We start from the raw sequence: 21,276 nt of genomic DNA on the forward strand, positions 1-21,276 counted from the left end.
CGTTTAAACTAATGCATATTAATGTTATTGACTGGATTGCATTGCCTTTGCTGTATCCGGGACATAGATAACTTCTTCATTTATTCCTTCTTCTGCTTTGATGATTTGGGTGTAATATTGAGATGCTTGGTCAATTGTAAATATTGTATTAGGTGACCAGACCATCATCCCACTATATCCATTATTGATGACCGAGCGGGTAATATTCTGTACTGTGGATACCGAATTCTTTTCGGGGGAGACACCCAATAACAAATTTTCCTTCTTCATCCCGAAGTTAACGTACGGAGCCAGCTTACTGACACTGGCGTTGGTGTAAGTCATCTCGTAACCTGCATCCAGTAAGTTTGCTATGTTGGTCGGTTCCTTGAAGTAGATATAATCTGACCATAGGGCTTTGGTCAGTACCTTATTGGCAAATTTTGGATGGCTTTTGATCGCATCCGCTACCCAATAGAAGGATTGACGGTTACCGGAGCATGTTGAATATTCATCATCGATGTTGATTCCATCCAGCTCGTATTTAGCGACATCATTTACCATTTCATCGGCAAGTTTCGTTGCCGTTGCTTGACTCATATTACATGACCAACCTGCATTTTGATGATTGCCTAGATAGGATAGTTGAACTCTGATGCCCTTTTTTTGCAAATTGCGTACTAGGGAAATATTTTCTTTGAGTATCGAACTTATTTCATTGTTGTAAAACAGCACAGGGTTATTAGAGGTGCTGCTATTAATGTTGGCTGCGAATAATATAACATCGGAAAAAAATGGTTTTTCAGTCCGTTTCACAACAAAATTACCAATATCCTTGACATGTTGCGGTGAAGGATTGTTTAGGAATGCAACATTATTATTTGCTGCAAAAGATTGATTCGTTGCAAAGGCAACGATAAGTGCAATTTTCAACAAATTGATATTTTTTAAGATCATGAATAAACCTCTTATCTTGGAATGAGTACACCATAAAATTCGCTGGCATCTTTGGAGCATTTCGAAATCTCCTTTCTCATCATGATTTCGTCAGTCTGCCAATTGCCTGCGAAACGGGCATATTATCTTTCTTTAGTTAAGTTAAGGTTTATCTGTTGTTATCAAACCAGTAATGGGGAGATGATGCCCCCCCAGATTGAGGTAATTCAGGTGTCACAGGACATTTAAAGTAGGTTAATTATCTAGATCTACATCAACCAATGCCTGTTCTCTACGCTCATTTACCAGTCGAATAAGCTCTTGATCGTCCAAAGCATCAAGCTTCTGTTCATAGAGTTCCGCAGGGATAGGGTTCTTTTTAAGCTCACTCACGCTTGTGCTAATATCTGACAGAATTATGTTAATCACAGAAACACTCCAAAAGGCTTGCTATTTTGTTACTGAATAATGCCCCGAACAATTTTGCCACTGGCAATCACCTTTTTACAGAGGAATCATTATTATGCCGCTTGATAAAAATGTTGAAAAATGGCTTGCTTCTACACCTGAGATTGCAATAGGAGAAAATTCCTCCTTGGAACAACTTCGAATCGTTCTCGAACATGCTCTTATCCAACAGCAGGGTGAATGGAACGATGCGACATATAATAGTAGCTTTACTGTCCCCGCAGAGGATGGTTTCCCCATTCCTGTTCGCATGTATGTACCCAGTGGAAAAGAAAAGATGAGTGATAAATCCGCGCTGGTTTATGCTCATGGCGGTGGGTGGTGCGTAGGAAGTCTTGATGCTTGGGATCGCCCTTGCCGTAAGCTGGCTGAATCAACAGGTTGCGTTATCTTTTCCGTAGACTATCGGCTTGCCCCCGAAAATCCTTTTCCGGTACCACTAACGGATTTCTATACAGCTCTATGCTATATCACTGATCATGCAGAAGAATTTGGCATCAATACACAACAAATCGCGGTCGGTGGTGATAGCGCAGGTGGTAATCTCGCCGTTGCAGCTTGTTTGATGTCGCGAAACCAAAAAGGGCCTGCTATTTGTCATCAACTGCTATTTTATCCAGCATTAGATGCATCAATGGAAACGGATTCATACGATAAATATGGTGAAGGCTATGTATTGACAAAACAGAAGATGACATTCTTTTGGCAGTCATACATCAATGAGTACAACAACAGAACAAATCCACTTATCTCTCCTTCTAATTTAACGCATTTTGAAGGATTGCCAGATGCAACTATTTTGCTTTGCGAATATGATCCGTTAAGAAGTGAAGGAGAATCTTATGCACAGCAGTTAAGAGATGCAGGTGTGTCTGTGCAGCTTGAAACTATTGAGGGAATGGTACATGGTGCAATACATATGACTGCGGTGACGCCATCCGTTGAAATATTCTACAAAAAGTCGCGCTTTTGTTGAAAAGCATCATCTGTTATCGGGTCAATTTGATAAAAATTGGCCCGATGGCGCTCTGGAATCATCAGGATAAGGGCAATTGGTAATCGCCTCTACAATAATATCAATATGAATGATGGCCGCTTTTGCTTCCCAGGACTTGATTAATGGCATTTCGAAAATACTAGCAAATTAGATTTTTCATAATAAACAGCCTTTGACTTTATCTCAATATATCTACTCTTAATTCCCCTTCCCTTCATTATTCAGTTAAATCAAATGAATTTCATATTAAGTTCTTCCGATGTTACTTAATGCCATTGAGCCAATGCTGAGGTTTGATTATTGGTAACTTGGGGAATATCGCTCCCATATTAAGGTACATACTCTCCCTAATTGAAATTAAAATTAATTAAAACAATGCATTATGAATTCACCGAATTGGTGCGTCAAATTAAAACTATTGAACCTAACTTTCCTACCAATTACCCTTCTTCTCACCAAAAAAATAATGCAATTACGTTTTCTTATTTGGATCTCGTAGTTTCATATAAAGGAGGATTTATGAAATTTCCCCATCTGTTCAATCCACTAAAAATAGGTGCTATTACTACGCCCAATCGTATTTTTATGGCGCCACTTACTCGCTTACGAAATACTGAGCCCGGCGATATTCCCACGCCAATGATGGCTGAATATTATCGTCAACGTGCTAGCGCCGGATTGATCATCACTGAGGCGACGCAGGTTTCATTTCAGGCGAAAGGTTATTCAGGCGCGCCCGGTTTGCATACTCCTGAACAGATAAGCGCTTGGAAGAAAATCAATGAAGGAATTCATCAGGCTGGTGGTCTTAGCAACGTGCAACTATGGCATACGGGGCGAATGTCTCACACTTCTCTCCAGCCGAAGCAACTAGCCCCTGTGGCACCTTCTGCGATATCGGCTAACGCGCGGACTTCGGTGCGAGACGCTAAAGGCAATGTGATTCGAATTGACACCTCTAAGCCGCGTGCTCTGGAGAAAGATGAAATTCACCAAATTGTCAATGACTTCCGTCAGGCAGCCATCAATGCACAAGAAGCTAACTTTGACATGATGGAAATCCATGCTGCACATGGTTACCTTATTCATCAGTTTTTGTCTCCTTCTGCTAATCAACGTGATGATGAATATGGTGGCAGTATTGAAAATCGTGCGCGTTTCGCACTGGAGGTGGTGGATGCGGCTATTGAAAGTTGGAGTTCTGATCGGATTGGCATCCGTATCTATCCGTTAGGGCCATACAATGGTCTGGATCACTACGAAGATGAGGAGAAAGCAGCTATTTATCTGATCCGGGAGTTGGCAAAGCGTAATCTGGCTTATCTGCATATTTCCGAGCCTGATTGGGCTGGAGGAGAACCTTTCAGCGAAGCATTTCGTCGAACTATTCGCGAGGCTTACCCCGGTGTTATTGTTGCGGCAGGCGCTTATACTGCCGAGAAAGCGGAGAAACTGATTGAGAAAGGATTAATTGATGCAGTGGCATTCGGGCGAAACTTTATCGCCAATCCTGACTTAGTTGAGCGCCTGCGAATTGATGCACCCTTGAATGAGCTACGTCCAGAATTCTTCTATGCTAATGGCCCTGAAGGGTACATCGATTATCCTACCTTAAAGCAGTTAAGCGCGTAATCATACTGTGCGCTTTAATGACGGTGATGATCACCGCCATTAAAGCGCTTTCACCTGCTACTCCCAAGGCATACCATCTTCCCAGTTCTCTACTAGTAGGTCGATAAATCCCCGGATACGGGGGGAAAGATGTTTTTTACTTGGATAAATGATTCGAATGGGTTCAGGTTCAACATGATAATTTTCCAACAAGGGGACAAGCTTACCGTTATTAAGATCCCGACCAACAACATAGCTAGGCAGATGAATGATACCGAACCCTGCCAGCGCCGATTCGAGCATGGCTTCCGCGCTATCTATGTTTAGGCGTCCCGGCCCTTCGAAAACGTAGGTTCCTTCCGCAGTCTCAAAACGCCAAGTACGGCGTTTATCCGCACTCAGGAAGAAAATAGTGTCATGTTCATGTAGCGCCTGTGGTGTTTCAGGTACGCCTCGTCGGGCCAAATAATCCGGTGACGCACAAGTAATCATCCACTGAGTAGCGATAGTACGTGTAAGAATACGAGAATCATCTTTTGGTTTACCAATGCGGATGGCGATATCGAACCCTTCCTCGATCAAATCAACATAACGATCAGTAAAGGCAATATCTGCCCGTAGATCAGGCCAGCGTTTCAGGAAAGTTTCCAGCAAGGAAAGAATATGGCGCTTTCCTAAGGAGATCGGTGCGGTTAATTTCAGCGTCCCGGTTGGGTTTACCCTGCGCATCGCCATCGTGTTATCCACCTCTTCGAGGTCTTCAAGAATCTGACGACAGCGTTCGAACATAATACGTCCTTCATCTGTCAGGCTAAGCCGGCGCGTTGTTCGGTTCAGCAATCTTACGCCTAAGCGAGTCTCCAGGCGCACAATGCTCTTACCAATAGCGGATCGAGTAAGCCCCAAAGACCCCGCCGCTTGCGTATAACTTCCTGCCCGTACCGCAGCAACAAAAGCCGCAATATCACCGATTCGGTTTAATTCCATTTATGCTCCTAAGACACTCTGAAGATGGATCGCCTGCTCGTTATATAACTTTATTTTTTGAATATGCGCTACAGTCTGGCTCTCCTACTCTGTCTTTTATCAGTGATAGTCATTGATAAGTAAAGTTCAGCGTTTATCGTCAATGATTGCCGCTATTACTTCACTTTGTGCATAGGTGGCCATTGTCTGGCTGTATGGATAAGCGTCAATATCCATATTATTTCTCCGTTGATCTCATATACCAGGCGATAATTCTCGTTTGGAAACAGCTCGCGAGTGCCTGGCATTTTCCCTGGCCGGCGCAAGCATGGGATGTCGTGCAAGATTGGATGCTGCATCACTAAACTGTTCATCCATTCTGACCGCCGCGTATGGGTTATCGGCTGCGATGTAGTCCCACACGTCAGAGCGGTCTTGCTTCGCTTCGGGTGTCCAAATAACTTTCACGCTTGGTCCATCACATTGGCACGCCGTGCGGCAAACTCGGCTTCGACTTCATCATTAGATTGGCCCAAACCAGCACGCATTGAGGCTCGCCCGGCTTCTACCTTGTGACATAGGAATTTATCGTATTCTCGTTCCTCACGTTGGCGTTGAATAAACTCGCGCATAAGTTCGCGTAGCACCTGTGAGGCTGGGCGGTGAGCAGCTTCGGCTTCAGCCATAAATTCGGCACGTAGTTCAGGTTCTAATTTCATCGTAAAAACAGCTTGTTTCGTCATGAGCTAACCCCCTAACATTATTATTCTGTACTAATAAAGTATGTATAATCTCATTACTTTGCGCGATTTTCTAGCATAATTAGAGAGAATTGAAATCAATATCGCTTGTCGGAAAACTTCTGTTTTCCGACAAAACAAATGCCCTTTCTGAACTACATATTAGGATATTAGGGCTGATAACTTTTTTCAGATTGTAATGGCGCCATTAATACAAGTCACAGCACCACCGCCGACAAAAATCTTACCGTCGGAATGGCTGAGCCATACGCTTCCCTGACGGCCAAGTTTTTTGCCTTGTGATGAATGAACGATTTTATCGTCAATCATCGCTACTTTGTGGTAGTGCATGAATGCGGCAACACTGCCGTTTCCACTACCGCAAACTGGATCTTCATTGACACCGCATGATGGGGCGAAAGAGCGTACTTCGATATCAGCTTCCGCCCCCTCACAATAGGCGCCATACAGACAAACTCCGGTGACGTTCATTTGCGTGTCATGCTCGCACAATTTGGCATAATCAGGTTCCGCTGCCAGCACGGCTTCTGCTCCCGCAGTATGACCGACAATAGTATGACCGACAATAGTATGACCGACAATAGTATGAGCGACAATCCAGCGAGCTCCCACGTCAATAAGTGCCGGTGTTAACGCGCGATCTAACGGGCAACCCAGAATGCTTTCAAGGCGATCTATCTGTTCGGTGCTAAGCAATGTGATAGTCGGTTCTGGCAGTTCAAAGGTAATTAATTGTTGACCGGGTTGCATTTCGGTAACGTTTAACGTAATTAGCCCTGCTCCACATTCTTGCACAATACGCCCTTCTCTCGCCTGAATTAATCCGGCTTCAAGCAGAGCATGTGCGGTACCGATCGTGGGATGACCGGCAAAAGGAAGTTCACTGCCGGGAGTGAAAATCCGTACACGGTAATCTGCCAGAGGGTTTTCTACGGGAAGAACAAAAGTAGTTTCGGAAAGATTGGTCCAGTTAGCAATAGCTTGCATTTGTATCGGTGTCAGTCCCTTGGCATCCATAACAACGGCAACGGGATTTCCTTTAAAAGGCTGGTGAGTGAATACATCAACCTGCTTAAATGGTACGAGAGACATAAAATTTCCTTTTTATGATGTAAAGGTGGTTTAGCAGTGTATCTGGAAAAATATATCAGGACTATCATGGTTTCTCAAAAGCAGCTTTTACCCTATCCTTTAATTTAAACATCTATATTATTAATACGGCAATTTATAATAAAAGAATAATTTCGATAAAATATATGTGATTAAACTCAAAGAAACGAATTAAGTTAAATTCTTTGTAAAATAACTTAATATCAATATTAAGATAACTGTGCTTAATTAATTTCAATAAATTCATACTTTTACGGGAAATAATAAGACATGGTTAGATTTATTTATACAAATAATAAAGAACAATGGAAAGAAGGATTGTCGATCATAAAGACAGATGAAAAAGCCAATTTAATTATTACTAATAAACGAGGTCGAAAATTAGATGGTTTTGGTGGTTGTTTCAATGAGCTTGGGATGAAAGCTTTATTAGATCTGGATAAAGAAAATAGAAAATTAGTGCTAGACAAATTATTTTCTCCGGATGGAGAGTGTAAATTAACATTAGCCAGGATGCCTATTGGCGCCAGTGATTATGCGGTTTCTTGGTATAGTTTAAACGATATTGAAGATGATTATGGTATGGCTAATTTCTCCATTAAAAGGGATAAACGCTTACTCATTCCCTATATAAAAGAGGCTTTAGAAAGGCAACCGAATTTAAAAATATCTGCTTCACCGTGGAGCCCTCCGGTATGGCTTAAAACTCATCAAGTCTGTAATTTTGGCAGATTAAAGCGTGATGCTCAAAGCCAGAATGCATATGCTTTATATTTTGAAAAATTTATCGAAGAGTATCAGAAAGAAGGTATTCCAATTAACCAAATTCATATTCAGAATGAGGTTGCTGCGGATCAAAAATTCCCCTCTTGTGTATGGAGCGGTGAGCAATTAAGAGATTTTATAAAAAATCATCTCGGACCAAAATTCGAACAAAATAATGTAAAAACTGAGATTTGGCTAGGTACTATTAATGCTCCTGAATTCTCTAAAGAGATTGGACAGGATTATGATGATTATGCAAATTGTGTATTACGTGATATGGGTGCTTATAAATATATAAAAGGCGTTGGTTATCAATGGCAAGGGAAAAATGCCATTCAAAGAACGGTACAAAGTTATCCAGAATTAAAATATTATCAAACTGAAAATGAATGTGGTGATGGTCATAATAGTTGGGAATATGCTCATTATGTATTTACGCTTTTCAGACATTATTTAACTAATGGTGCTAATGGTTATTTTTACTGGAATATGGTGCTGAATTCAGGGGGAGAAAGTAGTTGGGGTTGGAAACAGAATAGTATGATAAGTATTCCAACAGGAATAAATAAAGTGATATATAATCCAGAGTATTATGTCATGCGCCATTTTTCGGGTTTAATTTTACCTGATGCGCAACATATTGAGTTAGAAGGGAATATGTCAGGAAATGCTGTTGCTTTCGAGAATAAATCGGGTTCCTTGGTGGTGAATATAAACAATTCTTATAAAGAAAAGCAGAAATTAAATATTGGTTATAACAATGATATTTTTTCTATTTATTTGGAACCTAATTCGATTAATTCTATTATATTTAACTAAGAGAACATGACAATCTGGAGTTATCTATGAAGAATAAATTCCCTACCGGTTTTTTATGGGGCGGCGCGGTTGCCGCTAACCAAGTTGAAGGTTATTGGAATCAGGATGGCAAAGGGGTGAGTATTGCTGATGTTATGACAAAAGGAGAGCACGGTGTTGATCGTGTCATAACTAATGGTATTGAGGAAAATAAAATCTATCCTAATCATCAAGGTGTGAAATTTTATTCCCAGTATAAAGATGACATTGCACTATTTGCAGAAATGGGATTCAAATGTTTTAGGACATCAATTGCCTGGGCGAGAATTTTTCCTCTAGGTGATGAATTACAACCTAACGAGGCAGGCTTAAAATTCTACGATGATCTTATTGATGAATTATTGAAATATAATATTGAACCTATTATTACATTATCCCACTTTGAAATTCCTTATCATTTGGTTAAAAAATATGGCGGTTGGTATAACCGAAAATTAATAGACTTTTTCATGAATTTTAGCTTGACGGTTATGGAAAGATATAAAAACAAAGTCAAATACTGGATTACATTTAATGAAATTAATAACCAAATAAATTGGCAATATCCACTATTTGGTTATTGTAATTCAGGCGTGATTTATCAGGATCACGACAATCCAGAGCAAGTCATGTATCAAACTATTCATCATCAATTTGTTGCTAGTGCAAAAGTTGTCAAATTAGGCCATGAAATAAATCCTAATTTTAAAATTGGCTGCATGATCCATATGTCGCCATTATATCCAGAGAGCTGTAAGCCAGAAGATGTTCTATATGCACAACAAGCCATGCGCCAGAAATATATTTTTAGTGATGTTCATCTTCGTGGATATTATCCATCTTATCTTATTAAAGAATGGGAAAGAAAAAACATAGAACTTCATATTGAAGATGGTGATTTAATTTGGTTACGGGAAGGTTGCGCTGATTATTTGGCAATAAGCTATTATATGAGCAATATTGTTGCTTCATCCACAGAAATGTTAGAAAAAAATAGCCAATCCCTCTCCTTCTTTGAGAAAGGAAAGCTCAATCCCTATTTAGAATCTTCTGAATGGGAGTGGCAAATTGATCCTATAGGGATTCGATACAGCTTATCTGAATTATATGAACGTTATCAAAAACCGATTTTTATTGTTGAAAATGGGTTGGGTTCCGTTGATAAATTACCTCAAGATGGTGTTATCAATGATGATTATCGTATCGAATATTTAGCATCGCATCTATCTGAAATTAAGAAATCTATTTTATTCGATGGTGTTGATATTCTCGGTTATACTGCATGGGGATGTATCGATTGTGTCTCTTTCTCAACCGGTGAATATCGTAAGCGATATGGGTTTATCTATGTCAATGTTGATGATAATGGCAATGGAGACTTTGCCCGTTATAAGAAAAAAAGTTTTTATTGGTATAAAGAAGTTATAGAAACAAACGGTGAAGATATTTAATTAAATTAAAAGCTATCCTATTTGGTTTGAGGATGGCTTATTAATTTGAAATAGCTAAGTTTTTTTAGTGATTTGATATTTGTCTCGATACTCTTTAGGTGTCATATTATAGTTTCGTTTAAACATAGAGTAAAAATAATGTAAAGAAGAGTAGCCACAAACAGTAACAATTTCACTGATTGAAATAGAGGTGTGGATTAAAAGATTTTTTACTTTATCTAATTTCTCATTATGAATAATAGTATGAATTGTTTGACCAAATTCATTTTTAAAACGGTTTTCAAGATTAGAACGAGACATACTAACAGCATCAATAACTTGTTCAACTCTTATCCCTTTACAGGCGTTATGACGAATATAATGCATTGCTTGAATAACTGCGGGATCGTTTACTGCCCGAAAATCTGTCGATTGCCTTGCAATAACCTTTAAAGGTGGAATTAATTGGCGGTGGTATTTTTTAGGAACGTAACCTTTAAGAAGTTGATGAAGTAATTTTGCTGCCTGGTAGCCCATTTGTTGTGTACCTTGTACAACGGAAGAAAGCTCGGTACGCGAAAGAAAACGGGCTATTTCTTCATTATCTATGCCTATAACACAGATTTTATCGGGAATAGGAATATTGAGATGTTCACATGCGGCTAAAATATGTCTAGCTCTGGCATCCGTTACCGCGATAATGCCGGTATTTGGCGGTAAAGTTTGGAGCCAATCTTTTAATCTATTTTGTGCGTAAAACCAGTTTTCTGGCGTCGTCTCTATTCCTTGATACACCACACCTTGATATTTTTCTTTTTCAACTAATTGTCGGAATGCGTATTCACGCTCTATTGCCCATCGTTTACCACTTGTCTGAGGTAAACCATAAAATGCAAAACGTTTAATACCTTTATCTTTTAAATGATTAAAGGCACTTTCTATTAAAGCAAAGTTATTTGTCGCAATATAATGTGCCGCGGGATAGTGATTTTCTTGATGATAAGAACCGCCGACACCAATAACAGGAATGTCTAACTGACTGAAAATACGCTGGATTTCCATATCATCAAAATCAGCAATAATTCCATCACTCTGCAAAGTTTTCAAACTATTTAATTTCGTGGTGAAATCTTCTTCAATGAAGATATCCCAATTACATTGGCATGCTTGTAAATATTCACCTATCCCTTCTATCACCTGACGATCATAAGCTTTATTGGCATTAAATAATAGTGTTATATGGTATCGTCTGTTCATCATTGATGTCCTTATTGATTTATACAATATTAATCATAATTATTTTTCTATTTTCAGGATTGAATTAATACCAAATTATGAGGTAAATCACACAATTAACAATAATCTTAGTGAAGAAATAAAATAACATAATTGAAAATAGAGACATTGATGAATAAAATTTTATACACACACGTATGTCTATACCCTATAGATTTCAAGATGGATCGCGACGGCAAGGGAGAGAATCCCCGGGAGCATAGATAACTATGTGGCCGGGGTGAGCGAGTGCAGCCAACAAAGAGACAACTTGAAAGATAACGGGTATATTAGATAGAGGTTGATATGCATCGATACTTTGAGAGAGTAAATAGAATCAGTTACGAAGGTAGGCAAAGTAATAATCCATTAGCTTTCCGTCACTACAATCCCGAAGAGATTATTCTAGGCAAAAAGATGAAAGATCATCTGCGTTTTGCCGTCTGCTATTGGCACAATTTCTGTTGGAATGGTACTGATATGTTTGGTGCCGGAGCATTTGAACGTTTTTGGCAAAAAGGCAATGATGCTTTAGAACTGGCTAAGCTCAAAGCTGATGTTGCTTTTGAGTTTTTCTACAAGCTAAATATTCCTTTTTATTGTTTCCATGATATTGATGTCGCTCCCGAAGGTTGTTCCTTAAAAGAATATATTTATAATTTGGGAGTTATGTCCGATATGCTTGCCGATAAACAAGCAGAGACTGGCGTTAAGTTGTTATGGGGAACGGCAAACTGTTTTACACATCCTCGCTATGCTGCCGGTGCGTCAACTAACCCAGATCTCAATATTTTCGCTTATGCATCAGCACAAGTATGTCAAGTTATGCAAATGACCAAAAAACTGGGTGGTGAAAATTATGTACTGTGGGGCGGACGTGAAGGCTATGAAAGTTTGCTCAATACAGATTTACGTCAAGAAAGAGAACAAATCGGCCGTTTTATGCAAATGGTTGTGGATTACAAATACAAAATTGGCTTTCAGGGAACATTATTAATTGAACCTAAACCTCAGGAACCGACTAAACACCAATATGATTATGATGTAGCTACCGTTTATGGTTTCCTAAAGCAGTTTGGTTTAGAAAATGAAATTAAGGTGAATATTGAAGCTAACCATGCCACATTAGCTGGACACTCATTTCAACATGAAGTTGCCACAGCGATTGCATTGGGAATATTTGGTTCTATTGATGCGAATCGCGGGGATGCTCAACTTGGCTGGGATACCGATCAATTTCCAAATAGTGTCGAGGAGAATTCTCTGATAATGTATGAAATCTTAAAAGCCGGTGGTTTTACTACGGGTGGTTTAAATTTCGATGCAAAAGTTCGCCGCCAAAGTATTGATATTGATGATCTGTTTTATGGGCATATCGGCGCCATAGATACTATGGCTTTATCGTTAAAGAGTGCGGTGAAAATATTAGTAGACGGTAAATTAGATGAGTATGTCGCTCAGCGTTATTCTGGTTGGAATAGTGAACTAGGTAGAAATATTCTTGAAGGAAAAATGGCACTTGATGAAGTGGCTCATTATGCAGAAACTTTGGTTCAAGAACCTAAACATCGAAGTGGACAACAGGAATTACTGGAAAATCTTATTAATCGCTATATTTATGATTAAATTAATTATTGGATAACAGTCGATCTATCATGATATTTTGTTTAACCAGGGAATTTTTATATTTATAAGAGACATCTGGGAATGAAAAGTTATCCACTTTTTGTAAATCTTTATATTTTCTGATTTGTCAGAAAATTAATATTTTGTCTCTATATAAATAACAATCTGTTTTATTGTTGATATGTGAATACGTATTTCTCAACAATTAAATAGGTATGATAAGATGGTTGAAATAAAATTAAAGAATGGTAAAGTTATTGCTCTTGATGGAGCAGAGAGAGTACGTTCTCGTGAGGCTAAGGGCGGATATCTGTATATGCTTAATAATATAGTTTATAAGCCAATGAATCTGGGCAGTTCTGTTGAACATTGTTTTAGAAATGCTGATACTAATTATGGATTGCCAAACGTATACTTAGATGTTTTTAATGCTACATTTTCATTTCAAGATGCTAATGGTGTGACGCGTAGTGAGGAAGCCACTTTTATTAAAATGAAACGAATTGATATGAGTAATAGTAATAATCGTTTCTTTCAAATTTCTCATGGTGGGGAAGCGAATCTTAAGAACTTTATTAATGTAGAGAGTGATAAAGAAAGGCTAAAAAGAATTCTACGAGCTTTATGTGCAGCCCGGGAATCAAAATTAAGAGATCCTCAAGGTTTTTATTTGTCAAGAGGCTCTGATCCGATATTGTTCTGTGATATTCATTGTGGTTCAACACCTCCCCAAGAAATTGAAGAATTGATTAAACATACCGAGAGTAGGATGAAAGAGCTTTTTGGTAATTGACTTGTATTCGTCACAATCCAATCTGACAAAACACCTTGAAAGGTTGAGAGTTACCCGTTTTGATATGGATGTCGAACCCTTATACAAAAACACAAAAGGTAACTCTCATGTCTCCATACTTAACAATTTCATCTGATACAAATTATCTCTACAAGATTCTTAGGCACATCTTCATCGTCTAGAATTTTCACATCGCTTTACATATGTATGTATATACATATTATTAACATCACTATAGAATGATAAATGCAACTCAATAACAAATGTTACTTGTTGAGTTATATAACAATTTGTTTTTACTCTTATTTGAATCTGATTTACATGAGAATGACATAATGACAGTATCCCGCAAACCTAACCTTCAACTTGTTTATGTATCTGATATCGAACGTTCGACAGCCTTTTACAAGACACTTTTTAATTCTGAGCCGGTGTTTTCGAGTCCTCGTTATGTGGCATTTGCCGCCGATGGTGAAGCACTATTTGCTATTTGGTCAGGCGGAACAACGCCGGATGCCTCTACTCCACGGTTCTCTGAGATCGGTATTATGTTGCCATCCGGTGAAGATGTAGATCGTTTATTTGAAGAATGGCGAAAGAAACCCGATATTAAGATTGTGAAGGAACCCCATACTGAGGTCTTTGGTCGTACTTTCCTCGTTGAAGACCCCGATGGTCATATTATTCGGGTATGCCCTTTGGATTAGAGAGATATTTTCTCTTTACGCTTTATGGCGTAGGGCGTGAGCGGCAATGGGAGTATTTGATTTATTGCATAGTCGTCATCACGATTTCTTAAAATAACGACTAGAGGACTTTGTTTGTGGGGTCCTCAACCCCCAAATCCCGCTGAAAAAATAATTATAAGTTTCCGGTCAATGAATCGGCTGATAACTCACATTAAGACGTTTAGCCAATCTCTCAAGTCGCTTATCCAATGTCCAAAGTCTTGTTCCTGGCGTTATTAAGGTTGATGCCAGCAACGTAATATCAATAAAACCACATCCAAGCCCGTACAGTTTTTCGTTTTCAATAAATGCCATCACTTCGGCAATACTGGCCTGATGGCTCGGTGGTAAGAGACCTAGATCACCAAGTGTTCGCAGTCTTGGTGCCGGAGGGGTACCACATGCTATCTCTGCCAATACCATTGGATGAATCAGAACCAGATCCCGACTCAACAACTGAATCAACCCGTCATTCCGGTTTTTGAAATGGTCAACCCAGACGGATGTATCAACCAAAATAGTCATTATAAGGATGAATCCTCGCGGCGGCGGGGAATCATCTGCATTTCAGGCGATGTACCGCCGAGCGAAGCGAGCCGCTTTGCCGCCTGCACCTGAACAAACGTTTTCATCGCTTCCCGGAAAATATCAGCTTTGTCCATGCTAGGATCGGCCATTTCCAGCGCTTGTGCATACAGCACATCATCAATCGTGACAGTAGTTCGCATTTGATTACCTCATTGATTCAGATATTGATGCAATATTGCATCAATATCTGAATCAATGCAAGAGCATAAATCATTGGGGTAATTTCGTTAACCTGTCACCATTTGAAGATTTTGGTTCTGTTTCTCCCTTGAGCCGCCCCACTTCCACGGCCTGTGTTGTCTCAGTTCTTCTGGATACCTCCAAAGCTGCCGCCAATTCGTCATCTTTACGAGCGTGGGCTGTAGCCATTGCCAGAGCAATATCCACATCATGCAACTTTTCTCGCAACTCTGCGATCATGCTGGACTGCTCTGTCTCTACTCTTTCCAAACGTACAATTTCGGCTTGTGCTTCATGTAGATCAATCTGCGCTGCGTAAATCGCTTTATCTGCGTTTTCCTGTACCTGATTTATCTTCTGTCAGTTGGCAAAGGAATTCAGGCTGAGCGAAGCGACAATTTACCGTGTTTTGAACACATTTAAGTGCCCTGACAATTCGTAGCATTCACAAAGTTTACCGATCTGGGGGTTCTTCCACAGGACCCGCATTAAGTAGGCTGTTTCTTCGTAGGTTTGAAAATCTTCCAAACTTAGGGTGATCGCTGGCTTGCCATTCTGATGAGTAATCAAAATTGGCTTGTGATCGTCGTTCACTTTATCATAGTTAATTTTCTTACTTTCCATAGTAACCGGCCTCGTAAGAGTTGATGATTCCATCAATTAATGCTTTTTTCTTCTTATTTGAAATCTGACTATTGTTGACTTTTTCTGTATGTACTTTTGGTGAAATAAATATTTCTGACATATTGATTTCTTGAATTAAACTATCACTTTTAAAATAATTAATTTTTTGATCAATTTCATGTGAACTGATATTGTTCATTTTATCCTTAACTCCCTCTCTATAAAATTGTTCAAAGAATGGAGTCATTAACTTAATAGAGTTATTTACATGTGTTTGGAAATTGGGATCAAAATCATTGTTAGAACGATAAACATAATGTCGGGCTTCCCGTTCATAGGGTGGTAGATTTGTTGAACAAGAGGATAAAAATAAAAAAATAGGTAAAAGATATAAAGTGCGCATACAAAATCCTTAGCAATTTTGTTCTAATCGGCAGTTGGATATTCCATTGAGCGAGAGAGCGTACCCTAAAGATGTTTTCATATCAATAATAGATGCTGGCATGCCTTGAGCTGCCTGATTTACAACTAGGTTGCTGGGATACGAACGCCCAAATTGCCTCTTTAGCTTGCTTCTCTGCTGTTCTTATATATAAAAAAGCCTGCTATAATTACAAGTGTAAAATAACGTGTTTCATACAGGGGTTAACATGCCATCAGCACAAATCAGATTAAAGAAAACAGTGAGTGTGACCGTTGCACCCGAACTGTATCAACAAGCAAGACAGGTAGGGCTTAACTTATCGGCAGTATTGACTAGGGCACTAACTTCGGAATTGAAAGCCATTGAATCTGAACGTTGGAAGCGTGAGAATAAAGCAGGAATGGAGGAACTTAATCGTATCACTAACGAACACGGTTTATTGTCAGATAAGTACAAGGTGTTCTGAGATGCAGTATGTTGTTTATCGTAATATTGGCAATTCTGATTACCCATATCTTCTTGACGTACAGAGTGACATTATCGATGTGCTGGATACAAGATTAATGATCCCCCTGTTTCTGAAAGGAAATTTTAAAGGCAACGTTCCTATAAGATTGTGTCCAATATTGACAATTGAGGAAAGTGACTACATTGTGATGACTCATGAAATGGCAAGTATCAGAGTATCTATGATTGGTGATGAGGTTATTGATGTTACATCCCACCGGAAAAAAATTAGAGATGCTCTAGATTTTCTCATTGATGGATTCTGACCAGTCGAAAAAACAACTTAAAATATGGTTAGATGCTCTGACCATGCCAGACTGCTGACAAACCTCGTTGAAAATAACGAGGTTTGTTTTTTTATGATGGTATAAATTGCACTCATCTCTTCACGGTTTTTCTGGATAGTTTCACCCGGTTTTTAACCCTGTAATTCTCCCAATTTCTGCGCAATCTGCTGTTGAAAATATTCCGCACGAGTTAATAAAACGGCTAGTGTTTTCACATCACAATGTTCACTCTTTTCAATCCGCAGGCAGACACGTATTCCTTGCTGATATTGCGTCAGCGCAAAAGCGCCTTTCATACGATGGGCGTGATGCACAACTTTCTCATGACATTGCTGGTTTTCCTGTTGTTGCAATTCTGCAATATCTTCCGACATCCCTTGTTGTATGGCACTGAGTAATTGACGTTCTACCGCCACATCTTGTTGAGCTAATGCTTGAATCTCATCGAATTTTAACGTTGCTTTGTCATTGACTTGCCGGTAGTAACGGGTAATTTCTGCCAGCAATTTGCTTTGCACCAGTGGTTTGGTTAATACACCATTCATTCCGGCTTCCAAACAACGAGCCTGTTCGGTAGAAAACGCGTTCGCAGTGCATCCCAGAATAATAAATGGTGGTAGTTGCCATGATCGTTCATGCTTTCTCAGCACCTGAGCCAGTTGGTAACCGTTCATCATCGGCATCTGGCAATCTGTCAGCACGATATCGAAATAGCCCTCTTCTACCAGATTCATGGCCTGTTCGCCGCTTTCAGCAAGTGCAATACGATGGCCCGATGACGCTAACTGTAATGACAGTACTTGTAAATTGGCAGGTAGATCATCAACTACTAAGATATTCAAAGATTCATTAAGTTCCACCCCAATATTTTCGGCTTTTTCACTTATCGCTTCCTTTTCAATAACACTGCGCGTAAGCGGTAACACCACGGTAACTTGTGCGCCACCACTGGGCGCACCCGTGATTTTTAAGCTGCCACCCATTAATTCAACTAACTGTACAGAGATAGGTAGTCCCAACCCTGTTCCGGTTTTACCACCATTATGTTGCGTCACCTGTACATAGGGCAGCAAAACGGCTTCATACATGGTTTCCGGGATGCCGCAACCGGTATCGGCAACCACCAGCGTAATTTCATCTTGGTGACTTTCTGGAATAGGCTGATAGCTAGCGCTGATTTGCACACTGCCCTGTTCGGTAAATTTAATGGCATTGCCCAACAGGTTATTGATGATTTGGGTTACGCGTGTTGCGTCCAGTAGATGATAATGTTCAGGCGGCAAATCAAACTGATAGGTGAAACACAGTTCTTTTTCCTTTGCTCGATGGTTAAACGTTGCCACACAATTTTCCAGAATCGCTTGCAGTGATTCCGGCTTGAGATTCAGCACCATTCGCCCGGATTCTATCTTGGAGAAATCCAGCACATCACCGATGATTCCTTGCAAAGATATTGCTGCCTGCCAGGCGATATGTAATGGCGTGGATGGTTGAGTTTGCTTTTTTACCTCTAGATCAAGAATGCCGATAATGGCTTGCAGCGGGGTACGAATCTCATGGCTCATGTGGGCCAGAAAGTCGGATTTCTCCAGGCTGGCGAGTTCCGCCTTATCACGCTCCTGACGTAGTTCTTGCGCCAGCAATTTACGTTCGGTCACATCAAACCAACCACCAATGATTCCCTGAACAACGCCTTCGGTATTGCTATAACTTTCGAGCCACAAATAAACGTCTTTATCCTGCCCTTGAATAAAAATGTTGCGATCAGAGAAATGCACCGGAGCCCCCTCCAGACAGCGCAGAAAAATTAGACTGATCTCTTGCTCATCGGCCGGTTTTAAAAAACAGAGAGAAAAAAGACTGCGGCCAATCACCTCAGATCCGACAGCGCCCATTTCATGCCGGAAATAAAGGTTAGCCGCCGTGATGCACATGGTAGGATCGCAGACAAACATTGGCGTAGGCATGTTATTAAAGAGTGTTTCCCAGTACGCCAGCAAATCTTGTAAGTTGCTTTCCGCGGTTTTACGTCGTCTGATTTGATGTGCAAGATAACTGCCCCAAAAGATTGAACTTAACGCAATCACAAGTAACGCCCCTCCCCACAGCTTCACCCAAGGAGAGATTTTATTGTCATCATAAGGCGTGACGTTCGCCATAGATAACCACTTCAACCGCAATACTCGCAGTTCATTTGGAGGCAGTGCGTCAATGCTTTTATTTAATATATCAACCAGTTGAGGATAGGCCGGTATGATGGCGTATTGCTCCGGTTGCAATGAGCCTTTAAAGAACTGAATAGAAATGTTGGTACCGTAGCGGCTTGCTTGTAGGTAATCAGCACTGATCAGGCTATCAAAAGTTGCATCTGCCGCTCCGGCCAGCACCATATCAATACCTTGTGTCACGCTGTCAACTTCGATGATGAAAATCTCTGGATACGGTTTTAATAGTGATAAAAGTGCGTTACCGCGTTGAATCGCCACCCGATGGTGTTTAAGTTGTTCAAACTCATAAGGCGCATTACGCTCATTGCGCGTGATCATCACCCATTCCACAGTACCATAGGGATGACTGAAAGAGAGCCAACGGCTACGTTCTGGCGTGTTGAGCATGGAGGTCATTTGCGCTTCGCCATTTTCTAACAGCTTTTTAATGCCTACTGCGCCATCTGTTGGGATAAAATTAAAGGTGATGCCGCTTTTTTCTCCCAGTAAACGTAAAATGTCCACATCCAGTCCGGTGATCTGGCTGTTTTTATCCAGAAAGGAATAAGGCGGTGCATTGCGATTCAGCGCCACATTGACGACGGGATTTTTTTTAATCCAAGTTTTTTCCTGAGCGGAAAAGATTGCGGCGTCGTTATTGTTGCCTAACGCCAGTCCAGAAATCCAACGTTCGTAAACTTTATTTCTGATGGCATGAGGAATGGATGTCAGAATCAGATTTACCGCTTCAACTATGCCATCACTGTTGTGACCGAGAAAGTCATACCGCTCTCCGAGTGAAATATCCCGGCGGTAAGTCAATCCGGTAAACGGACGAAAAGCCAGCAAATAGGCAATCTGGCTTTGTCCATCCAGATAGGCATCCATTTTACCATCCACAACGGCCTGTATTCCCTCTTGCTGATTTTTCGCCACTGAAATAGTGCGGTAATGTTTACGTAATTGCTTAATGACACCCGGATCACTGCCAGGCGCCGCCATAATATTCATTTTGGCAAATGGCATATTCACTTGTTCTTTGCGCATAATCAGGGCGAGTGGTTGTACCAGAATCGGGTAAGTGTCATTTACTCCATTTCCTGATTGTGATGAGGCGGAATTCGATAACAGTTGAATATCTCCACGTTGCAATGCTTTATAAGCTGATTCCCAACTGTTAAACAGCCGTACCTCCACTGGCCTTTTCAGCACGGTTTCAATCAAGCGTAGATAATCCGCATAGATCCCTTCCAACTTGCCGTCCCAACGATGGATCACCAATGGCGCGCCGATACAGCAGAGAATGCCGACTTTTAATGTTGGAAAGCGTGGAGGAAAAATTCCATGTTCTTTGATAGGAAAAGGCAGAAATTCCTGTGATTCTTGCGTGATATTTGAATAAAACTCCACCGGTAGTCCATTGGCGGGCAGCTCTTGCGCGTTGCGATATTCAAACAGGTTGAGACTCCAGCCAGATAGCGGTAACAGCAATACCAATAGGGCAAACCATCGCCATTCTTTGCGCCGGCACTTCATCGCTTACAGCCCCAGTCCAATCTGATGCAAATAATTATAAAGTGCTGCTTCACTGTCTAATCCGAGCTTTTTCATCGCGCTGATTTTTTGTGCGCTGATAGTCTGCTTAGTACGGTATAAACGTGCAGCGATATCATTCACACTCAATCCTTGCCCCAACAATTTAATCACTTCCAATTCTTTGCTGGTTAGCGTTTTTACAACCTCTTCGTCCGGTGATTCGAGAAATTGTTCACTTAAATAGGGTTTATCACGCCCGGTTGTACTGTATAACCCTTTGACCAGCTCATGGGATAAGCTGTTTTTGTTCAAAATCGCTTTTACTCTGTAATCAATCAATGAAGCAATGATTTTCCGGTCGCTGATCATGGTGATGACCACAATAGGCAGATTTGGATACTGTTCCCGTATCCGGTTAATCATCCTCAGACCGTCGATCTGGTTATGACCCGGCATAATGAAATCCGTAATCAGCATATCCGCTTCTTTTTCCTCCAGTAGAGAGAAGAGCGCGGCGACATCATGGGCTTCCCCCACAATTTGGTAATTCTCCGGCAATGTTGCCAGTATCGTGCGTAGTCCTAATAAAAATACCGGATGATCATCGGCAATAATGACTCGTCTGGGCATGAGTTATTTCT

23 protein-coding genes are annotated in these 21,276 nt (G+C 40.4%); 9 read left to right on the plus strand and 14 right to left on the minus strand.

Translation table 11 applies throughout. From position 1 onward, the window contains the following. Positions 1-24: 24 nt before the first annotated feature. Positions 25-936 carry a glycoside hydrolase family 18 protein gene (locus C6H66_RS09715; RefSeq protein ID WP_181150173.1) on the minus strand — a complete coding sequence of 304 codons (912 nt, stop codon included), beginning with the start codon at positions 934-936 and terminating at the stop codon, positions 25-27. Between the two features lie 234 nt (positions 937-1,170). Further along, entirely contained in the window at positions 1,171-1,344 is a 174-nt protein-coding gene (locus C6H66_RS25895) for a hypothetical protein (protein WP_181150174.1), read from the minus strand. Positions 1,345-1,510: 166 nt separating this feature from the next. Here C6H66_RS25895 and C6H66_RS09720 point away from each other — a divergent pair, with 166 nt between their 5' ends. Then, positions 1,511-2,359, plus strand: coding sequence for an alpha/beta hydrolase (locus C6H66_RS09720; RefSeq protein WP_248000645.1), 849 nt, complete (start codon positions 1,511-1,513; stop codon positions 2,357-2,359). 540 nt (positions 2,360-2,899) lie between these two features. After that, positions 2,900-4,012 carry an alkene reductase gene (gene nemA / locus C6H66_RS09725; protein WP_105395524.1) on the plus strand — a complete coding sequence of 371 codons (1,113 nt, stop codon included), beginning with the start codon at positions 2,900-2,902 and terminating at the stop codon, positions 4,010-4,012. Between the two features lie 57 nt (positions 4,013-4,069). Here nemA and C6H66_RS09730 read toward each other — a convergent pair whose 3' ends face one another. From C6H66_RS09730 to C6H66_RS09745, 4 genes are all read right to left on the minus strand, one after another. Then, a complete protein-coding gene (locus C6H66_RS09730) occupies positions 4,070-4,978 on the minus strand; it encodes a LysR family transcriptional regulator (protein WP_046394435.1) in 909 nt (302 codons plus the stop codon). A 234-nt stretch (positions 4,979-5,212) separates the two neighbouring features. Then, the gene (locus C6H66_RS27415; protein ID WP_422615602.1) at positions 5,213-5,425 is read right to left on the minus strand and encodes a type II toxin-antitoxin system RelE/ParE family toxin; all 213 of its coding nucleotides are present in this window, start codon (positions 5,423-5,425) and stop codon (positions 5,213-5,215) included. Beyond that, positions 5,422-5,700, minus strand: a complete 279-nt coding sequence (locus tag C6H66_RS09740; protein ID WP_105395457.1) for an antitoxin of toxin-antitoxin stability system — start codon at positions 5,698-5,700, stop codon at positions 5,422-5,424. Before C6H66_RS09740 ends, C6H66_RS27415 begins: the two co-directional genes overlap by 4 nt. Positions 5,701-5,886: 186 nt before the next feature. Beyond that, positions 5,887-6,810, minus strand: a complete 924-nt coding sequence (locus tag C6H66_RS09745; protein WP_105395458.1) for a PhzF family phenazine biosynthesis protein — start codon at positions 6,808-6,810, stop codon at positions 5,887-5,889. Positions 6,811-7,098: 288 nt separating this feature from the next. Here C6H66_RS09745 and C6H66_RS09750 point away from each other — a divergent pair, with 288 nt between their 5' ends. Together C6H66_RS09750 and C6H66_RS09755 are read left to right on the plus strand one after the other, a co-directional pair. Beyond that, on the plus strand, positions 7,099-8,412 hold the full coding sequence (locus C6H66_RS09750) for a glycoside hydrolase family 30 protein (protein ID WP_105395459.1): 1,314 nt from the start codon (positions 7,099-7,101) through the stop codon (positions 8,410-8,412). A gap of 26 nt (positions 8,413-8,438) precedes the next feature. After that, entirely contained in the window at positions 8,439-9,881 is a 1,443-nt protein-coding gene (locus C6H66_RS09755; RefSeq protein ID WP_105395460.1) for a 6-phospho-beta-glucosidase, read from the plus strand. A 54-nt stretch (positions 9,882-9,935) separates the two neighbouring features. Here the strand turns inward: C6H66_RS09755 and C6H66_RS09760 are convergent, their stop codons facing one another. Continuing rightward, positions 9,936-11,120 carry a XylR family transcriptional regulator gene (locus C6H66_RS09760; protein ID WP_105395461.1) on the minus strand — a complete coding sequence of 395 codons (1,185 nt, stop codon included), beginning with the start codon at positions 11,118-11,120 and terminating at the stop codon, positions 9,936-9,938. Positions 11,121-11,441: 321 nt separating this feature from the next. Here C6H66_RS09760 and xylA point away from each other — a divergent pair, with 321 nt between their 5' ends. The 3 genes from xylA to C6H66_RS09775 all read left to right on the plus strand — a co-directional run bounded on the left by xylA (position 11,442) and on the right by C6H66_RS09775 (position 14,261). Beyond that, the gene (gene xylA, locus C6H66_RS09765; RefSeq protein ID WP_105395462.1) at positions 11,442-12,761 is read left to right on the plus strand and encodes a xylose isomerase; all 1,320 of its coding nucleotides are present in this window, start codon (positions 11,442-11,444) and stop codon (positions 12,759-12,761) included. A gap of 223 nt (positions 12,762-12,984) precedes the next feature. Further along, positions 12,985-13,554 (plus strand): hypothetical protein, encoded by a 570-nt coding sequence (locus C6H66_RS09770; protein WP_046395415.1) that lies wholly within the window; start codon positions 12,985-12,987, stop codon positions 13,552-13,554. Positions 13,555-13,889: 335 nt separating this feature from the next. Beyond that, a complete protein-coding gene (locus C6H66_RS09775) occupies positions 13,890-14,261 on the plus strand; it encodes a VOC family protein (protein WP_046395414.1) in 372 nt (123 codons plus the stop codon). Between the two features lie 168 nt (positions 14,262-14,429). On the opposite strand, the gene C6H66_RS09780 is transcribed toward C6H66_RS09775, so the two are convergent. From C6H66_RS09780 to C6H66_RS09800, 5 genes are all read right to left on the minus strand, one after another. Further along, positions 14,430-14,807 carry a type II toxin-antitoxin system VapC family toxin gene (locus C6H66_RS09780; RefSeq protein ID WP_105395463.1) on the minus strand — a complete coding sequence of 126 codons (378 nt, stop codon included), beginning with the start codon at positions 14,805-14,807 and terminating at the stop codon, positions 14,430-14,432. Continuing rightward, the gene (locus tag C6H66_RS09785; protein ID WP_046395412.1) at positions 14,807-15,010 is read right to left on the minus strand and encodes a type II toxin-antitoxin system VapB family antitoxin; all 204 of its coding nucleotides are present in this window, start codon (positions 15,008-15,010) and stop codon (positions 14,807-14,809) included. The genes C6H66_RS09780 and C6H66_RS09785 overlap by 1 nt, the downstream gene beginning before the upstream one ends. Positions 15,011-15,080: 70 nt before the next feature. Beyond that, a complete protein-coding gene (locus tag C6H66_RS09790) occupies positions 15,081-15,290 on the minus strand; it encodes a hypothetical protein (protein WP_105395464.1) in 210 nt (69 codons plus the stop codon). Between the two features lie 159 nt (positions 15,291-15,449). Then, positions 15,450-15,707 carry a type II toxin-antitoxin system Phd/YefM family antitoxin gene (locus tag C6H66_RS27420; protein WP_046395410.1) on the minus strand — a complete coding sequence of 86 codons (258 nt, stop codon included), beginning with the start codon at positions 15,705-15,707 and terminating at the stop codon, positions 15,450-15,452. Next, positions 15,664-16,077, minus strand: coding sequence for an Exc2 family lipoprotein (locus tag C6H66_RS09800; protein WP_052105690.1), 414 nt, complete (start codon positions 16,075-16,077; stop codon positions 15,664-15,666). Before C6H66_RS09800 ends, C6H66_RS27420 begins: the two co-directional genes overlap by 44 nt. 247 nt (positions 16,078-16,324) lie before the next feature. Here C6H66_RS09800 and C6H66_RS09805 point away from each other — a divergent pair, with 247 nt between their 5' ends. Continuing rightward, a complete protein-coding gene (locus C6H66_RS09805; RefSeq protein ID WP_040150771.1) occupies positions 16,325-16,564 on the plus strand; it encodes a type II toxin-antitoxin system CcdA family antitoxin in 240 nt (79 codons plus the stop codon). A gap of 1 nt (position 16,565) precedes the next feature. Continuing rightward, positions 16,566-16,871 (plus strand): CcdB family protein, encoded by a 306-nt coding sequence (locus C6H66_RS09810; protein WP_046395409.1) that lies wholly within the window; start codon positions 16,566-16,568, stop codon positions 16,869-16,871. A 152-nt stretch (positions 16,872-17,023) separates the two neighbouring features. On the opposite strand, the gene C6H66_RS09815 is transcribed toward C6H66_RS09810, so the two are convergent. Then, on the minus strand, positions 17,024-20,635 hold the full coding sequence (locus C6H66_RS09815; protein WP_105395465.1) for a transporter substrate-binding domain-containing protein: 3,612 nt from the start codon (positions 20,633-20,635) through the stop codon (positions 17,024-17,026). Between the two features lie 3 nt (positions 20,636-20,638). Next, positions 20,639-21,265, minus strand: coding sequence for a response regulator (locus C6H66_RS09820; protein ID WP_046395407.1), 627 nt, complete (start codon positions 21,263-21,265; stop codon positions 20,639-20,641). Positions 21,266-21,276 lie beyond the last annotated feature (11 nt).

The sequence above is a fragment of the Photorhabdus hindustanensis genome, assembly GCF_002968995.1.
Lineage (GTDB): Bacteria > Pseudomonadota > Gammaproteobacteria > Enterobacterales > Enterobacteriaceae > Photorhabdus > Photorhabdus akhurstii.

What these genes read in the sequence shown, in the direction of transcription:
- C6H66_RS09715 (WP_181150173.1), bottom strand. Translation starts at nt 936, where the DNA reads ATGATCTTAAAAAATATCAATTTGTTGAAAATTGCACTTATCGTTGCC.
- nemA (WP_105395524.1), top strand. Translation starts at nt 2,900, where the DNA reads ATGAAATTTCCCCATCTGTTCAATCCACTAAAAATAGGTGCTATTACT.
- C6H66_RS09730 (WP_046394435.1), bottom strand. Translation starts at nt 4,978, where the DNA reads ATGGAATTAAACCGAATCGGTGATATTGCGGCTTTTGTTGCTGCGGTA.
- C6H66_RS09740 (WP_105395457.1), bottom strand. Translation starts at nt 5,700, where the DNA reads ATGACGAAACAAGCTGTTTTTACGATGAAATTAGAACCTGAACTACGT.
- C6H66_RS09745 (WP_105395458.1), bottom strand. Translation starts at nt 6,810, where the DNA reads ATGTCTCTCGTACCATTTAAGCAGGTTGATGTATTCACTCACCAGCCT.
- C6H66_RS09750 (WP_105395459.1), top strand. Translation starts at nt 7,099, where the DNA reads ATGGTTAGATTTATTTATACAAATAATAAAGAACAATGGAAAGAAGGA.
- C6H66_RS09755 (WP_105395460.1), top strand. Translation starts at nt 8,439, where the DNA reads ATGAAGAATAAATTCCCTACCGGTTTTTTATGGGGCGGCGCGGTTGCC.
- C6H66_RS09760 (WP_105395461.1), bottom strand. Translation starts at nt 11,120, where the DNA reads ATGATGAACAGACGATACCATATAACACTATTATTTAATGCCAATAAA.
- xylA (WP_105395462.1), top strand. Translation starts at nt 11,442, where the DNA reads ATGCATCGATACTTTGAGAGAGTAAATAGAATCAGTTACGAAGGTAGG.
- C6H66_RS09770 (WP_046395415.1), top strand. Translation starts at nt 12,985, where the DNA reads ATGGTTGAAATAAAATTAAAGAATGGTAAAGTTATTGCTCTTGATGGA.
- C6H66_RS09775 (WP_046395414.1), top strand. Translation starts at nt 13,890, where the DNA reads ATGACAGTATCCCGCAAACCTAACCTTCAACTTGTTTATGTATCTGAT.
- C6H66_RS09780 (WP_105395463.1), bottom strand. Translation starts at nt 14,807, where the DNA reads ATGACTATTTTGGTTGATACATCCGTCTGGGTTGACCATTTCAAAAAC.
- C6H66_RS09785 (WP_046395412.1), bottom strand. Translation starts at nt 15,010, where the DNA reads ATGCGAACTACTGTCACGATTGATGATGTGCTGTATGCACAAGCGCTG.
- C6H66_RS09790 (WP_105395464.1), bottom strand. Translation starts at nt 15,290, where the DNA reads ATGATCGCAGAGTTGCGAGAAAAGTTGCATGATGTGGATATTGCTCTG.
- C6H66_RS27420 (WP_046395410.1), bottom strand. Translation starts at nt 15,707, where the DNA reads ATGGAATCATCAACTCTTACGAGGCCGGTTACTATGGAAAGTAAGAAA.
- C6H66_RS09800 (WP_052105690.1), bottom strand. Translation starts at nt 16,077, where the DNA reads ATGCGCACTTTATATCTTTTACCTATTTTTTTATTTTTATCCTCTTGT.
- C6H66_RS09805 (WP_040150771.1), top strand. Translation starts at nt 16,325, where the DNA reads ATGCCATCAGCACAAATCAGATTAAAGAAAACAGTGAGTGTGACCGTT.
- C6H66_RS09810 (WP_046395409.1), top strand. Translation starts at nt 16,566, where the DNA reads ATGCAGTATGTTGTTTATCGTAATATTGGCAATTCTGATTACCCATAT.
- C6H66_RS09815 (WP_105395465.1), bottom strand. Translation starts at nt 20,635, where the DNA reads ATGAAGTGCCGGCGCAAAGAATGGCGATGGTTTGCCCTATTGGTATTG.
- C6H66_RS09820 (WP_046395407.1), bottom strand. Translation starts at nt 21,265, where the DNA reads ATGCCCAGACGAGTCATTATTGCCGATGATCATCCGGTATTTTTATTA.